We start from the raw sequence: 16091 nt of genomic DNA, 5'->3' as shown, positions 1-16091 counted from the left end.
CCGGACCGAACTCGGCGATCGTCACACCCGCCGCAGCGCCAGTACGGCGTTGTGCCCGCCGAACCCGAAGGAGTTGCTGAGCACGAGATCCCCGTCGTCCGGCAGCTCCCGGGGCCCGCCGGTCACGACCTCCACCCCCAGCTCCCGTATGTCGTCGTCGACCTCCGCGCAGCCCACGGTCGGCGGGATCAGCCGGCGGTGCAGCGTGAGGACGGCGGCGACCGCCTCCACCCCGCCCGCGGCGCCCTGCAGATGCCCGAGGTGCCCCTTGAGCGCGGTCACCGGAACGGCCCGCTCCCCGAACACCCCGCGCAGCGCGGCGGCCTCGGCGAGATCGCCCTCGGTGGTGGCGGTGGCGTGCGCGTTGACGTGGACGACGTCCACGAGATGCCCGCCGGCGTCCCGCACCGCTCCGCGCAGCGCCCTCGCCACTCCCTTCCCGCTCGGATCCGGCGCCGCCATGTGATGCGCGTCGGCGGACAGCCCCCACCCCGCGGCCTCGCAGTAGATCCGCGCCCCCCGGGCCAGCGCGTGCTCCTCGGCCTCCAGCACGAGCACGCCGGCCCCCTCCCCGTTCACGAACCCGTCCCGGTCCTTGGCGAACGGCCGCGACGGCGACAGCGCGCCCTCGACCCCGTGCTGCGACAACGCCCGCATGGCGGCGAAGGAGGCCATGATCGCCGGAGTGACGACCGCCTCGGCGCCCCCGGCGAGGGCGACGTCGACCCGCCCGTACCGGATCCGGTCGATGGCCTCCCCGATCGCCTCGGTACCGGAGGCGCAGGCACTGGTCACGGTCCGCGCCTCGCCGGTGATGTGCAGGTCGAGAGAGACCTGGGAGGCGGCCTGGGACGGCACGGTCATGGGCGTGGTGAGCGGCGGCACACCCCGCGGCCCCCGCTCCCGCAGCCGCCGGTCCCCGCCCACGAGCACGGAGGCGTCCCCGAGAATGGCCCCGAGACTCACCCCGACCCGCTCGGGCGCAACGCCGGCAGCCTCGGTCCCACCCGCCTCGAACCCGGCGTCCCCCCAGGCCTCCCGAGCCGCGAGCACGGCGAACTGCGCGGCCCGGTTCATCCGCCGAGCGGCGGTACGGTCCAGCAACGAGACGGGATCCACGGGAACGGTCCCCGCCACCCGCACCGGCAGCCCCTCGAACTCTTCCCCCTCCAACTCCCGTATCCCATGCCGCCCTTCAACGAGCCCCTCCCACAACTCCCCGACGCCCACGCCCAGCGGCGTGACGGCCCCGAGCCCGGTGACGACGACCCGCCGCGCCCGCGGCACGGACGCCCCGCCGGCGTCGGGCCGCGGCAGATACCGCACGACGACCCCGTCCTCCTCGGCCCGCCGAGCCCACTCCCGCACATCACCGTCGGATGCAGATCCCGCATCACTCCCATCGAGATCCCGGTGCCACACCCCCCACCGCCGCACGTACGTCACCTCGACGGCACCCGGGTCGACGACCCGAAGCACACGCACCCGATCCCCGTCCCGGAACGTCACCGCCGCCAACTCCTCCGTCTCCAGCAGCGGAACACTCTCCGGATCGACCCGCCGCCCCCCGACGACGACCCGCTCCTCCCGCCCGACAACGAGCTCCCGCTCGGACCCCCCGAGCACGGGCCGGTACACCACCCGAATCGCCTCGGGCGACTCGGGAACGGTGTGCACGACCACATACCACCGCGACAGCTCGGCGTCCTCGGCGGACAGGGCGAGCAGATCACCGGGCACGACTTCCCCGGCACTGACGGCATGAGGACGGATCGGCACTTCGGGAACAGGGAACGAAGAGGACATACCTGACAGCCTCCTTGAGGCCCGAACGGTCACACAGCGGACGAACCGAGTGAACCGACCAAACCAGAAAAACGCCACGGTTGAACAAACAACCTGTCCGATATAGCCCGAACTGTCCGGGGAGCGGCTTTCCTGACACCCACTCAACCCCGATAAACAAGCCCACACTTACCCATGAGTCGCATTTCCTGTGCAAAAGGTCACGTCGGGACGCTTCTGACCCGAATGAAGGAGCCCTCTGGAACCGGCGGAAACGCCGCTGAGGCACCACGTCTAAGCGTTGTGCGACGCAGCTGCTAACTGACCCCGTCGCCCGATCCGCTGCGCTCGCGGGATCCGGCGCCCACACGGTGGCGCGGCACTACTTCTCACCCATGGCGCACGACGCAACCTGATGAGGGACTTCCGGTACGGACGCCTCCTGGCACGAGGTCCGGAATCCGGAAGCGGGGGGCGACGCACCCTGACTCCCGACTCACCTTCCGCGGCGAGTCGTTCACGATGATCCGCAAACACCAAGGCGCCAATGGCGCCTGCGATGCGCTACGTCTGCTTTCTGACCAGTTCGCATGCTGCGAGGGAAGATCTGTCAGGCGAACTCGTACCCCGGCCACTCGCCTGATGCCCCGAGTGTGACGAGGGCGTGTCCGCGGTGCAGACGACATGGCGCAACGGCCGCCGGGTAGGCAAGTACAAGCAGCAGTACGACTACCGCTGCCCCAACACCGCCTAACGCCACGCCTTGGTGGAGCCGTACGTGCGCCCGGCCGCGTCCATCATCGACTGGCGGAACCTGGGGGTGCGGATCGGCGACCGACCCGCGCACGGACTGCGGCCGCTCCCGGCGAACAGAGTCAAGCGCATCCGAGCCAGGCTCAGCCTGCTCGGCAGTGAGCGGATGCTGCTTGCAGTCAACCATTGCGGACACGACGGCCGCGCCTGCCCGCCGACAGCGCCCCGCTCGCCGCCCGCACCCTGAGCATCGGGGATGGGGTGCTGGTTCCGCCAGGCGGGACGTGCAGCCGACACACACGGGTGAGCCGATGCGGACCCAGCTGGCCAACCCCAAGGGATTCGAGGCCCTGCTGACTCCGCCGCAGGCCGATGACTCGTTCAGCGTCACCCTGCGCCGCAACGCCACCGCCCGCACGGCCTCCACCTCGGTCGACACGGTCACCGGGCAGGGACGGTATCACTGGCTGGTCATCTCCTACCGCATCGCAGGCACCAAGTCGGCCGGCGAGCCGCTGCACACACTCGGCACGAAGGACTCCGCTGCCCTGCGATGGGCTAGCTGCTGTGACACTGGCTCTGGTGGAGCAGGTACCGAAAATGCCGCTGCCGGAGGCGTTGCGTCTCTCCTTTCGGTGGGCGGTCATTCCAAAGAACGCCGAGCTTGACCCGCCGGAGTAACTTGAAGACGCCTACGGGTGATCTCCAAAAAGCCCCGTCTCCTCGGTGGAAGATCTGAAGATTCTTCGTGATCTTCAGTATCGGATCTCCAACAAACTCGATCTCGATGGCGTCCCTGCAGCGGGGGAAACCACCCTCGGCGTTGGCGCGCGTTCAACACCGCAGTTGAACACGCCATCGAGCGCAAACTTTGAAGAAGAACCCACTCACCGCCATCAAGAGGGTGAGGAGTTCTTCATCGGACCGTGTGGATCCCCATCTTCTCGTGAACAAGACGCCGACTGCTCAACTCCTCGCTGTGGTCTCCTACGTCCGGACATGGGACCGCAAGAAGGGCTGGCGCCTCGTGGGCTTCTACGCGGTCATGTACTTCGCGGCCCTCCGCCCGAGTGAGGCTGCAGGTCTCAAGAAGACGGATTGCTTCCTCCCAAAGAACGGGTGGGGCGTTCTGACACTCCACGAGACGAACCCTGTATCGGGCAAGCAGTGGACGGACAGCGGAGAGCGCCACGATAAGCGTGGCCTCAAGTCGAGGGAGGCCACGGAAGACCGGCCAATCCCGATCTCCCCACCACTCGTGGCCATGCTCCGCGCTCATCTGAAGGAGTTCGGTACAGCCAAGGACGGGCGGTTCTTCAAGATGGAGCGGGGCGGTCTCGTGGTCAGCAGCACCTATTGACGGGTATGGCGGGACGCTCGCGGGTATGCCCTTCCGTCGGAACTCCAGGCAAAAACAGCGGCAGCGGATACGTACAAGCGTCGCCGTCGCGGATTCAATACAGCCATGGAGTACGCGATTCAGGAGGGATACCTAGAAAGGAATCCGCTGGCGGGAGTGAAGCGGCCCACCTCTAATGGGGGCGATGCCGTCGATCCGCGGGTCCTGGTCAATGAGTTGCAGGGAAGGCAGCTACTTACGGCCGTCTCGTATGTCGGCTCCGTGCACCGCAACCGGGGGCGGCGCCTTGTGGCGTTCTTCGGCTGCATCCTGTACGCGGCGATGCGTCCGGCAGAAGTGGTCGGTCTCAGGCTCTCTGACTGCCATCTCCCCGAAAAGGGATGGGGGACACTCACTCTCTGGGAGACCCGCCCGATCTCCGGCAAGAAATGGACCGACTCAGGCGAGCGGCACGATACGCGGGGGTTGAAGTCACGGGAGCCTGGCACGGACCGGCCGGTGCCGATTCCGCCCGTGCTCGTGGCGATGCTCCGAGCACACCTGAAGGAGTTCGGCACCGCCAAAGACGGGCGGCTCTTCCCCAACGAACGGGGGGACCTGCTCGGCACCTCTAGCTACTGGCGCGTGTGGCAGGAGGCCAGGCCACTGGCTCTCCCACCAGACAAGGTGGCCTCTCCCTTGGCGCGAAAGCCCTATCACCTCCGGGCCACATGTATCACCAACTGGCTTCGTGCCGGGCTCCCTGTAGCCGAGGTTGCCCGGCGCGCCGGCAACTCCCCGGAGGTCATCCACCGTCGCTACGCGGGCTGTATCGACGATAGCGAGGAGGAGAACAACAAGAAGATCGAAGCAGCTATGGGATGGAGGTAGCTCGTGTGCATGGGTGAGCGATCTTGTATCGCTCACCCATCGGGCATTTATGGCATCAATTATTTGGATGTGCCCTTTTGAGGTCCAGCACGAAAAGTGACCATGAGAGTGACTTTCGCCTCTTTCTTTCCCTTATCCAGTCCAGGGCGGAAATAGAACCAGAGGCTACACTCCCGAGTGGGGGATGGATGGAGTTCCCGATCGTGCCGACGGCGATGCTTCCGGCCGTGAAAATCTTGCTCCTACCTACAAGGTACCTTTCTAGAACATCGCGAGCATGTTTCTCAGCCAGGGAAGATACTTCCGCGGCCAATCTCTGACCGTCTCCTTCTGGTTGCTCGGCTGTGGCTAGGAACTGTCGGAACTCTTTGATGTTCGGGTGGCTTCTCAGGTCTTCAAGGCTTTCGTGGTAGCTACCTTGCGGCCCGAGGTATGTAATGGATCGAACGGGGCTAAGAAATTCGACCGCGTCCCGGTGCCACCACAGTAGGCCGCCCTTTTCTCTAGGGCTCGATCCATCAGGAGACAGAAAAGCTGATGTGACGGTATTGCTGACTACATCAATCGGTTGACCATTTGCAGATCCCAGACTATCTGCTAGAGCGAGTGCCATGCCAGCGTCCACGAACGCATTCCCGACTCCCCATGAGCTATGGCCCAGATATTGGCCCCCTAGAGAAGTCCCTCGATTGTGATGATCTGGGATTAGTTCGAAATTCGCCGCGCTCATGATTTCGTCAAGCCTGGAACTTGCGCGTGGAGCCTCTGGGATAGGCTGATCGTTTTCGTTGAGGGCCTCGATGTATTGGTTCGCTGCCACGAGGCAGCGCTGTGTTAGGGCAGGATCATCCTCGATGAATTTCACATAAGGAAGGCTTTGCATGTCGACTGGGCAGAGGTCCCGTGTAAGGAACCAAACCTCGTCGTAGCACAGGAGCAGCCCTGTGGTGTTCTCAAGTATTGGGTTTGGCTGGAAGCCCTGGGAGTGATTGGGGAGCGGGACGGTAGACAGATTTGCGTAATCGAAGCCTATCGGGCCGGAAAGGCCTACCAAAGCACGCTTCATGGTTCCCCCCAGGGGTGCTGACGTCCGTCGGTGTGAACATATCGGACAGGCGTGGGGTGGGGGGCGCTTCGACGGGGTTCGCGGCAGTGGTGGACGTCGACCAGCCTTGGGTCACACGCTCCTCACACGCGATCAGAGCGAACCAACGACAAAGAGCGGGACCCAGTGAGACTGGTTCCCGCTCTTCATGCTTGGCATCTGCGCTGGTCAACCGCATCATCGTGCTGGTTGAGGCGAAGTGCCCCCGGCAGGATTCGAACCTGCGCACACGGCTCCGGAGGCCGTTGCTCTATCCCCTGAGCTACGGGGGCGTGTCGGTCGCGGTGTTCGCGGCGACGGGTAGAACCCTACCAGCTCTTTCGGGGTGGTCATCAACGGGTTTCCCGGCGGGTCACCGCCCTCCTCGGCGAGGGCGGCGGCTCGGCGGGCGGCCGCCGTCAGCGCGCCTCCTCGGCGAGGCCGCGCCAGGTGGGCCGCCGGGTCAGCACGCGTTGCGCCCCGTTCCCGGCCGCCCGGGGCAGCATGGGGTGCGACTGCTCCGGCCGCTCGGGTCAGCACGTGGCGCAGCTTGTCCCCCCGGAGGGTGGAAGTGGGGAAAACCCGGACGCGATGGCCGGTGCCGACCTACTCTCGAGTTGTGCCAGGCGCTTCGGGCCGGGTTCTTGTTGTGGACGACAACAAGGTGATCCGGCAGCTGATCAGGGTCAATCTCGAGCTCGAGGGGCTCGAGGTCGTGACCGCGGCCGATGGTGCCGAGTGTCTGGATGTCGTGCATCAGGTGCGGCCCGACGTGGTGACCCTCGATGTCGTCATGCCCCGTCTGGACGGGCTGCGGACCGCTGCCGAGCTGCGTTCCGACCCGCGGACCCGTGATCTCCCGGTCGCCATCGTCAGCGCTTGTACGCCGTACGAGCTCGACGCCGGGCTCGACGTCGGCGTCGACGCCTTCCTCTCCAAGCCCTTCGAGCCGGCCGAACTTGTACGGGTCGTCCGGCAGTTGATCGAGCGGGGGAGGGAAGAGCGCGGGCCCGGGATCGAGGGCCGTGAAGACGGTGACACCGAGGGCTCCGGCTCCGGCGATCCTGGCCTCGACGCCGGGACCGGCCCCGCCGCCGGGGACGAGGAGCCCGCCGGACGCGCCGGGGGATAGCCGGCGCTCGGCCCGCCTTCCGTCGCACCCCCCGTCCACATCCCGGGACCCCACCGAAACCGGCTCGCCTACCCACCCCCTACCTCCCCTACGCTTGTCCCGTGACCCCCGTCGAGCTCTCCCGCACCGTGCTGCACGCCGTGCGTCGCGCTGTCGACGAGGGGGAGCTGCGCGTGAGCGTTCCTGAGCGGGCCGTCGTCACCGTGCCGGGGCCCGGGGGATGCGGCGACTACGCCACCAACATCGCCCTCCAGCTCGCCCGCCCCGCCGGACAGCCCCCGCGCCGCGTCGCCGAGGTCATTCGTACCCGGCTCGCCCAGGCCGACGGTGTCGCCGGCGTCGAGATCACCGGGCCCGGGTTCCTCAACATCCGCCTCGCCGGTGCGACAGCGGCGGAGCTCGTCGCGCGGATCCTGCGTGAAGGGCTCGCCTACGGCCACGGCGACGCCCTCGCCGGCCAGGTCCTCGTGCTGCGCGTGCCGTACGAGATCCGCGCCGAAGTCGTCGCCGACGCCGTCGCTCGCATCGCCCGTTCCCAGGGCGCCCGCGCCGACGTCGAGCATGAGCCTGGGCCGCGCCGCAGCATGCGCCCCGCCCCCGCCCCCGCCGACGTCGAGCACGGTCACGGGCCGCCCGTGAACCTGCGCCCCACCATCGACGCCCCCGTCGAACACGACCCCGCCCCCCGGGTGACCCAGGCGACCCAGGTCACCCAGGTCACCCAGGTCACCCAGGTCACCCTCCGCCCCACCCCCACCCCCACCGACCCCACCCCCCTAGGCCCCGACGCCGCCCGCTGGGCCCTGCTTCACCCCGCCCCGCACGACCGCCCCCGGATCGGCGACGAGCACCTCGTGCAGCGGGAGAGCAATCCCCTCTTCCGCGTCCGGTACGCCCACGCCCGTACCCGCGCCCTGCACCGCAACGCCGCCGATCTCGGGTTCGACAGTCGGCCCGATGCCCTCAGCGACGAGGAACCGGTTCTGCTGCGGCTCCTCGCCGACCACCCCCGCATCCTCACCGCCGCGGCCACCCACCGCGCCCCCGACCGGCTCGCCCGGCACCTCGTCACCGTCGCGGATGCCGTCCTGCCGTTCCTGCCCACCGTGCTGCCGCGCGGTGCGGAGAAACCCTCGGCCGCCCACCGTGCCCGGCTCGCCCTCGCCGAAGCCGCCGGGACGGTGCTGGCCGGCGGCCTGACCCTGCTCGGCATCGACGCACCCGACCACCTCTGAGAAAGCCCACGAAGAGACATGAGCCGTTCCGCACACCCCGCCGGGCCCCGTCACGCCGACGTCCTCCCCGAGGGCCACTACTCCGCCCCGCCCGCGGACCTGAACGCCCTCGACGCCAAGGTGTGGTCCCAGACCGTCAGCCGTGACGAGGACGGTGTCGTGACCGTCGGCGGGATCTCCGTCACCGACCTCGCCGAGCAGTACGGCACCCCCGCCTACATCCTCGACGAGACCGACTTCCGGGCCCGTGCAAGGGCCTGGCGCACGGCCTTCGGCACCGACGCCGACGTCTTCTACGCCGGGAAGGCGTTCCTTTCCCGTGCCGTCGTGCGCTGGCTGCATGAGGAGGGGCTCAATCTCGATGTGTGCTCCGGTGGCGAGCTCGCCACCGCGCTGTCCGCCGGCATGCCCGCCGACCGCATCGCCTTCCACGGCAACAACAAGTCCACGGAAGAGATCCGGCGGGCCGTCGAGGCCGGGGTCGGGCGGATCGTCCTCGACTCCTTCCAGGAGATCGTGCGCGTGGCCCACATCGCGCAGGAGCTGGGCACCCGCCAGCGCGTGCAGATCCGCATCACCGTCGGCGTCGAGGCCCACACCCACGAGTTCATCGCCACCGCGCACGAAGACCAGAAGTTCGGGATTCCGCTGGCCGGGGGGCAGGCCGCCGAGGCCGTGCGGCGGGCGCTGCAGCTCGACGGGATCGAGCTGATCGGGATCCACTCCCACATCGGGTCGCAGATCTTCGACATGTCCGGGTTCGAGGTTGCCGCCCATCGCGTGGTCGGGCTGCTGAAGGACATCCGGGACGAGCACGGCGTCGAGCTGCCCGAGATCGACCTCGGCGGCGGGCTCGGGATCGCGTACACCAGTGACGACGACCCGCGCGAGCCGCACGAGATCGCCAAGGCGCTCACCGAGATCGTCACCCGGGAGTGCGAGGCCGCCCGGCTGACGACCCCGCGCATCTCCGTCGAGCCCGGGCGGGCGATCGTCGGGCCCACCGCCTTCACGCTGTACGAGGTCGGCACCGTCAAGGCCCTCGACGGGCTGCGCACCTACGTCTCCGTCGACGGCGGCATGTCGGACAACATCCGCACCGCGCTGTACGACGCCGAGTACAGCGTCGCCCTCGTCTCCCGCTCCTCCGACGCCGCGCCGATGCTCTCCCGTGTCGTCGGCAAGCACTGCGAGAGCGGCGACATCGTCGTGCGGGACGCGTTCCTGCCGGCCGACCTGGCACCGGGTGACCTCATCGCCGTACCGGCGACCGGGGCGTACTGCCGGTCCATGGCCAGCAACTACAACCACGTGCTGCGCCCGCCGGTCGTCGCGGTCAGGGACGGCGAGGCCCGGGTGATCGTCCGCCGCGAGACCGAGGAGGACCTGCTGCGGCTCGATGTCGGGTGAAGTACCGCACAGCGGGACAGGCGGAAGATCTCCTGTCTTTCCCCGCGAGATAATGAAATAGACGTCTCACCATCCGGACCGAGGGCAGAAACTCCGGTCCGGTGAGTGAGACTGGTCCAACCGTAGAGGGTATGAGGAAACGAGGTCGGATGATGCGTACGCGTCCGCTGAAGGTGGCGCTGCTGGGCTGTGGAGTGGTCGGCTCAGAGGTGGCGCGCATCATGACGACGCACGCCGACGACCTCACGGCCAGGATCGGCGCCCCCGTCGAGCTGGCGGGCGTGGCGGTACGGCGGCCCGACCGGGTCCGCGAGGGCATCGACCCGAGCCTCGTCACCACCGACGCCACCGCCCTCGTCAAACGCGGCGACATCGACGTCGTGGTCGAGGTCATCGGCGGCATCGAGCCCGCCCGCACCCTCATCACCACCGCCTTCGAGCACGGTGCGTCCGTGGTCTCCGCCAACAAGGCCCTGCTCGCCCAGGACGGGGCCGCCCTGCACGCCGCGGCGGAGGAGCACGGCCGGGACCTCTACTACGAGGCCGCCGTCGCCGGGGCCATTCCGCTGATCCGGCCGCTGCGCGAGTCCCTCGCCGGCGACAAGATCAACCGGGTGATGGGCATCGTCAACGGCACGACCAACTTCATCCTCGACAAGATGGACTCCACCGGCGCCGGCTACCAGGAGGCGCTCGACGAGGCCACCGCGCTCGGGTACGCCGAGGCCGACCCGACCGCCGACGTCGAGGGCTTCGACGCCGCCGCCAAGGCCGCCATCCTCGCCGGGATCGCCTTCCACACGCGCGTGCGCTTCGACGACGTCTACCGCGAGGGCATGACCGAGGTCACGGCCGCCGACTTCGCCTCGGCGAAGGAGATGGGCTGCACCATCAAGCTCCTCGCGATCTGCGAGCGCGCCGAGGACGGCGGGTCCGTCACCGCGCGCGTGCACCCCGCGATGATCCCCCTCAGCCACCCGCTCGCCTCCGTGCGCGGTGCCTACAACGCCGTCTTCGTCGAGTCCGACGCGGCCGGCCAGCTCATGTTCTACGGCCCTGGCGCGGGCGGCTCGCCCACCGCCTCGGCCGTGCTCGGCGACCTCGTCGCCGTGTGCCGCAACCGGCTCAGCGGGGCAACGGGGCCCGGCGAGTCGGCGTACGCCGCCCTGCCCGTGTCGCCGATGGGTGACGTCGTCACCCGGTACCACATCAGCCTGGACGTGGCCGACAAACCGGGCGTGCTCGCCCAGGTCGCCACCGTCTTCGCCGAGCACGGCGTGTCCATCGACACCGTGCGCCAGCAGGGCAAGGACGGCGAGGCCTCCCTCGTCGTCGTCACCCACCGCGCGTCCGACGCCGCCCTCACCGGGACCGTCGAGGCGCTGCGCAAGCTCGACACCGTGCGGGGTGTCGCCAGCATCATGCGGGTTGAAGGAGAGTAACCAGCAATGACCCACCAGTGGCGCGGAATCATCGAGGAGTACCGGGACCGGCTGCCGGTGTCCGACACCACGCCGGTCGTCACCCTCCGCGAGGGCGGTACGCCGCTCGTGCCCGCGCAGGTGCTCTCCGAGCGCACGGGCTGCGAGGTCCACCTGAAGGTGGAGGGCGCCAACCCGACCGGGTCCTTCAAGGACCGCGGTATGACGATGGCGATCAGCAAGGCCAAGGAGGAGGGCGCGAAGGCCGTCATCTGCGCCTCCACCGGCAACACCTCCGCCTCCGCGGCGGCCTACGGCGTGCGCGCCGGCATGGTCTCGGCCGTGCTTGTCCCGCAGGGCAAGATCGCGCTCGGCAAGATGGGCCAGGCCCTCGTGCACGGCGCGAAGATCCTGCAGGTCGACGGCAACTTCGACGACTGCCTCACCCTGGCCCGCGCGCTGAGCGACAACTACCCCGTCGCGCTGGTCAATTCGGTCAACCCGGTGCGGATCGAGGGCCAGAAGACGGCCGCGTTCGAGATCGTGGACATGCTGGGCGACGCGCCCGACATCCATGTCCTGCCGGTCGGCAACGCGGGCAACATCACCGCGTACTGGAAGGGCTACCGCGAGTACGCCGCCGACGGCGTGTCCTCCAGGACCCCCCGGATGTGGGGCTTCCAGGCCTCCGGCAGCGCCCCGATCGTGCGCGGCGAGGTCGTCAAGGACCCGTCCACCATCGCCACCGCCATCCGCATCGGCAACCCGGCCTCCTGGCAGTTCGCCCTGGCCGCGCGCGACGAATCCGGCGGCGCCATCGACGAGGTGACGGACCGTGAGATCCTGCGCGCCTACCGCCTGTTGGCCTCGCAGGAGGGCGTCTTCGTCGAGCCCGCCTCCGCCGCCTCCGTCGCCGGTCTGCTGAAGGCCGCCGAGCAGGGCAAGGTCGACCCGGGCCAGCGCATCGTCTGCACCGTCACCGGCAACGGCCTGAAGGACCCCGACTGGGCCGTCGCCGGCGCCCCGCAGCCGGTCACCGTCCCGGTCGACGCGGCCACCGCGGCCGAGCGGCTGGGCCTGGTGTAGACGGCCGTAAGCGGTCTGGTGCAGGCGGCCGTATCCGGTCCGGTGCACACGGCCGCGTCCGGTCGCGTAAACCGACCCTCACCTGGGGAAGTTCCCTACGGAGGGTGCACAGGGGGCTTGCGACACGCATCGTGCGCCTCCTGTGCGCCCTATGTCGCCACAGAACCTTCCTTCGATAGGCTGTACTGAACCCGCCCGCCGCATATGCCGCCCCCGGCGCATGCCGCAGTGCCGCGTCGACCGCGCGGCCGAGGGTCTCAGGCACGTATCGACTGTCATTCGACAATCACGCAGCTCAAGGAGAGTCATCGAGCGATGGCCGGTCCAGCGTTCCGCGCCGCCGCCGTCCGGGTGCGCGTCCCCGCCACCAGCGCCAACCTCGGCCCGGGCTTCGACGCCCTCGGCCTCGCGCTGGGGCTGTACGACGACGTCGTCGTCCGGGTGGCCGACTCCGGGCTGCACATCGACATCGCGGGTGAGGGCAGCGAGACCCTCCCGCGCGACGAGAAGCACCTCCTCGTCCGCTCCCTGCGCACCGCCTTCGACGCCCTCGGCGGCCAGCCCCGCGGCCTGGAGATCGTCTGCGCCAACCGCATCCCGCACGGCCGCGGCCTCGGCTCCTCCTCCGCCGCCATCTGCGCCGGCATCGTCGCCGCCCGGGCGGTGACCATAGGCGGCGAGTCCAAGCTCGACGACACCGCGCTGCTGGAACTGGCCACCGAGATCGAGGGCCACCCGGACAACGTGGCCCCGTGCCTGCTCGGCGGCTTCACCATCGCCTGGATGGAGAACGGCGCGGCCCGCGCCATCCGGCTCGACCCCGCCGATTCCATCGTTCCGGTGGTTTTCGTGCCCGGGAAGCCGGTCCTGACCGAGACCGCCCGCGGCCTGCTCCCGCGCACCGTCCCGCACGTCGACGCCGCCGCCAACGCCGGCCGCGCCGCCCTGCTCGTCGAGGCCCTGACCAGGAGCCCCGAGCTGCTGCTGCCGGCCACCGAGGACCGCCTGCACCAGGAGTACCGCGCCCCCGCCATGCCGGAGAGCGCCGCGCTGGTGGAGCGACTGCGGGCGGACGGCATCCCCGCGGTCATCTCCGGAGCCGGACCCACGGTCATGGCGCTGGTCGACGCGGCGTCCGCCGACAAGGTGGAGGCCCTGGCGGGCGAGGACTGGGCCGCCAACCGGCTGGGCCTGGACCTTCGGGGAGCGAGCGTGCTCCCGCTGGCGACCTGACACACGGTTGCCGGATTTGGAGAGGGGGAATGTTTGTTGGATCCGGTAGTGTTAATCTCAAGTCTGCACCCGACCCCACCATGGCGAGGTGCCTCGTGTCCCCGTCCGGGACAGACATTCTTCCGGGAGCTCCCCACGCCGCACTGTGTTCCGTACGTCGTACCTGGGCAGTACGCCGTATGCGGGCGCTGAGCGGGCCGGTGGGCACGCTCCGGAATCGGTGCGACCACGCCACGTGACACCGGGTGCCACGGCACGTCGAGGAAGCGCCATCACCAGTTATCTCTTCCGCCGCTTAGGCGGACCACCGCCCCGGCACGGTCCACAAGGATGGGACCGAAGCCGGACAGCACAACCGGTCGCCGAGCCAGACAGGCCGACGTCCGCTCCAGGGAAGGACCCTTCGTGAGCGACACCACCGATCTGATGGGCGCACGTGTCGAGGAGACCGCTGCCGCGCCCGCCACGGACGCCTCCGCGCCTGCCACCGGTGCCGGCTCCCGGCGGCGCCGCGGTACCGGCCTCGAGGGCATGGTGCTGGCCGAGCTGCAGCAGGTCGCCTCCGGCCTCGGCATCAGGGGCACGGCGCGGATGCGCAAGAGCCAGCTGATCGAGGTCATCAAGGAAGCGCAGGCCGGAGGGGGTGCCGCCCCGGCGAAGGCCGAGGCCGCCACCGACACCAAGCCGAAGCGCCGCGCCACCTCTCGGACGCGCACGGGTGACGAGACCCCCGCCGAGAAGAAGGCCGACAAGGGCGACAAGGCAGAGGCCCCCGCCGAGAAGGCGACGGCCCAGCAGCAGATCGAGATCCCCGGCCAGCCCGCCGCCTCCGACGACGCTCCGGGCGAGCGCCGTCGCCGTCGCGCCACCGCCGACGCCGGCAGCCCCTCCGCGGCCCCCGAGACGGTCGCCGCCGAGGCGAAGAACGAGCCGAAGGCCGAGAACCCGGCCCAGCAGTCGCAGCAGCAGGACGGCAAGTCCGAGTCCGGTGAGGGCGGCGAGGGCCGCCGCCGCGACCGCCGCGAGCGCGGCCGGGACCGTGACCGCGACCGCGACCGCGGGGACCGTGAGCGTGGGGACCGCGACCGCCGCGGCAAGGGCGACGACCAGCAGCAGGGCCAGCAGCGCGGTCAGCAGCAGGGCCAGCAGCAGGGCGGCGGCCGCCAGGACCGCCAGCAGCAGGACGACGACGACTTCGAGGGCGGCCGCCGCCGCGGCCGTGGCCGCTACCGCGACCGCCGGGGCCGCCGCGGCCGCGACGAGATCGCCTCCGAGCCGCAGATCAACGAGGACGACGTCCTGATCCCGGTCGCCGGCATCCTCGACATCCTCGACAACTACGCCTTCATCCGGACCTCCGGCTACCTGCCCGGCCCGAACGACGTGTACGTCTCCCTCGCCCAGGTCCGCAAGAACGGCCTGCGCAAGGGCGACCACATCACCGGTGCCGTCCGCCAGCCCAAGGAAGGCGAGCGCCGCGAGAAGTTCAACGCGCTGGTCCGCCTGGACTCCGTCAACGGCATGGCGCCCGAACACGGCCGCGGCCGCCCGGAGTTCAACAAGCTGACGCCGCTGTACCCGCAGGACCGCCTCCGCCTGGAGACGGACCCGGGCGTGCTCACCACCCGCATCATCGACCTCGTCTCGCCCATCGGTAAGGGCCAGCGCGGTCTGATCGTGGCCCCGCCGAAGACCGGCAAGACCATGATCATGCAGGCGATCGCCAACGCGATCACGCACAACAACCCCGAGTGCCACCTGATGGTCGTCCTCGTCGACGAGCGTCCGGAAGAGGTCACCGACATGCAGCGGTCGGTCAAGGGCGAGGTCATCTCCTCGACCTTCGACCGCCCGGCCGAGGACCACACCACCGTCGCCGAGCTGGCCATCGAGCGCGCCAAGCGCCTGGTGGAGCTGGGCCACGACGTGGTCGTGCTGCTCGACTCGATCACCCGCCTGGGCCGCGCCTACAACCTGGCCGCCCCGGCCTCCGGCCGCATCCTCTCCGGTGGTGTCGACTCGACCGCCCTGTACCCGCCGAAGCGCTTCTTCGGTGCGGCCCGCAACATCGAGGACGGCGGCTCGCTGACCATCCTCGCCACCGCCCTGGTGGACACCGGGTCCCGCATGGACGAGGTGATCTTCGAGGAGTTCAAGGGCACCGGCAACATGGAGCTCAAGCTCGACCGGAAGCTCGCCGACAAGCGCATCTTCCCGGCGGTGGACGTCGACGCGTCCGGCACCCGCAAGGAGGAGATCCTGCTCGGTGCCGAGGAACTGGGCATCGTGTGGAAGCTGCGCCGCGTCCTGCACGCGCTGGACCAGCAGCAGGCGATCGAGCTGCTTCTCGACAAGATGAAGCAGACGAAGTCGAACGTCGAGTTCCTGATGCAGATCCAGAAGACGACGCCGGCTCCGGGCAACGGAGACTGACCTCCGCCCGCAACCGTGTGAGGGCCGCCCCTTCCGAGGGGCGGCCCTTCGCGCGTTACCGGCGCCCTGGCGTTACCGGCGCGAGATCTTTCCCACAGGCGTCACCGTGCGCGACCACCCACGCACCGCCATGAATCACCAGGTGAGCGCCGTACGACGAGCCCCGTCGACCACCCATGGTGACCGGCTTTGTACACCTCGGCCACGGAGCGTTGTGCAACCCTTTCCCGAGTTTCCCCGTCTGACCCGTCGGGGTGACGATGAAACGGTACGGGTCCTTTCCGGACCG

At 69.3% G+C, this 16091-nt stretch carries 12 protein-coding genes and 1 tRNA gene; 10 read left to right on the top strand and 3 right to left on the bottom strand.

Annotated elements, in window-relative coordinates; all coding sequences use genetic code 11:
• Positions 1 to 21: 21 nt before the first annotated feature.
• Positions 22 to 1806, bottom strand: a complete 1785-nt coding sequence (locus IE308_RS16755; protein WP_190218567.1) for a beta-ketoacyl-[acyl-carrier-protein] synthase family protein — start codon at positions 1804 to 1806, stop codon at positions 22 to 24.
• 1043 nt (positions 1807 to 2849) lie between these two features.
• On the opposite strand from IE308_RS16755, the gene IE308_RS16750 reads away from it, so the two are divergent.
• From IE308_RS16750 to IE308_RS16740, 3 genes are all read left to right on the top strand, one after another.
• On the top strand, positions 2850 to 3206 hold the full coding sequence (locus tag IE308_RS16750; RefSeq protein ID WP_190218566.1) for a hypothetical protein: 357 nt from the start codon (positions 2850 to 2852) through the stop codon (positions 3204 to 3206).
• 203 nt (positions 3207 to 3409) lie between these two features.
• On the top strand, positions 3410 to 3898 hold the full coding sequence (locus IE308_RS16745; protein WP_190218565.1) for a site-specific integrase: 489 nt from the start codon (positions 3410 to 3412) through the stop codon (positions 3896 to 3898).
• A 105-nt stretch (positions 3899 to 4003) separates the two neighbouring features.
• A complete protein-coding gene (locus IE308_RS16740; RefSeq protein ID WP_308440109.1) occupies positions 4004 to 4768 on the top strand; it encodes a tyrosine-type recombinase/integrase in 765 nt (254 codons plus the stop codon).
• A 55-nt stretch (positions 4769 to 4823) separates the two neighbouring features.
• Here IE308_RS16740 and IE308_RS16735 read toward each other — a convergent pair whose 3' ends face one another.
• Both IE308_RS16735 and IE308_RS16730 read right to left on the bottom strand, forming a co-directional pair.
• On the bottom strand, positions 4824 to 5834 hold the full coding sequence (locus tag IE308_RS16735; RefSeq protein WP_190218564.1) for a hypothetical protein: 1011 nt from the start codon (positions 5832 to 5834) through the stop codon (positions 4824 to 4826).
• Between the two features lie 239 nt (positions 5835 to 6073).
• Positions 6074 to 6145: transfer RNA gene (locus IE308_RS16730), tRNA-Arg, on the bottom strand.
• A 356-nt stretch (positions 6146 to 6501) separates the two neighbouring features.
• Here IE308_RS16730 and IE308_RS16725 point away from each other — a divergent pair.
• The 7 genes from IE308_RS16725 to rho all read left to right on the top strand — a co-directional run bounded on the left by IE308_RS16725 (position 6502) and on the right by rho (position 15802).
• The gene (locus IE308_RS16725; protein WP_373314509.1) at positions 6502 to 6984 is read left to right on the top strand and encodes a response regulator; all 483 of its coding nucleotides are present in this window, start codon (positions 6502 to 6504) and stop codon (positions 6982 to 6984) included.
• A 101-nt stretch (positions 6985 to 7085) separates the two neighbouring features.
• Positions 7086 to 8219, top strand: a complete 1134-nt coding sequence (gene nrtL / locus IE308_RS16720) for an ArgS-related anticodon-binding protein NrtL (protein WP_190218562.1) — start codon at positions 7086 to 7088, stop codon at positions 8217 to 8219.
• An 18-nt stretch (positions 8220 to 8237) separates the two neighbouring features.
• Positions 8238 to 9629 carry a diaminopimelate decarboxylase gene (gene lysA / locus IE308_RS16715; RefSeq protein WP_110630594.1) on the top strand — a complete coding sequence of 464 codons (1392 nt, stop codon included), beginning with the start codon at positions 8238 to 8240 and terminating at the stop codon, positions 9627 to 9629.
• A gap of 149 nt (positions 9630 to 9778) precedes the next feature.
• A complete protein-coding gene (locus IE308_RS16710) occupies positions 9779 to 11071 on the top strand; it encodes a homoserine dehydrogenase (protein WP_190218561.1) in 1293 nt (430 codons plus the stop codon).
• 6 nt (positions 11072 to 11077) lie between these two features.
• Entirely contained in the window at positions 11078 to 12136 is a 1059-nt protein-coding gene (thrC, locus tag IE308_RS16705; protein WP_110630598.1) for a threonine synthase, read from the top strand.
• 315 nt (positions 12137 to 12451) lie between these two features.
• On the top strand, positions 12452 to 13369 hold the full coding sequence (gene thrB, locus IE308_RS16700; protein ID WP_110630600.1) for a homoserine kinase: 918 nt from the start codon (positions 12452 to 12454) through the stop codon (positions 13367 to 13369).
• A gap of 405 nt (positions 13370 to 13774) precedes the next feature.
• A complete protein-coding gene (gene rho / locus IE308_RS16695) occupies positions 13775 to 15802 on the top strand; it encodes a transcription termination factor Rho (RefSeq protein ID WP_190218560.1) in 2028 nt (675 codons plus the stop codon).
• Positions 15803 to 16091: the final 289 nt, after the last annotated feature.

The organism is Streptomyces griseosporeus, from assembly GCF_014656055.1.
Taxonomy (GTDB): Bacteria; Actinomycetota; Actinomycetes; order Streptomycetales; family Streptomycetaceae; genus Streptomyces; species Streptomyces griseosporeus.
Note: the sequence above shows the minus strand (reverse complement) of the source record. Positions and strands in the feature narration are given on the sequence as shown.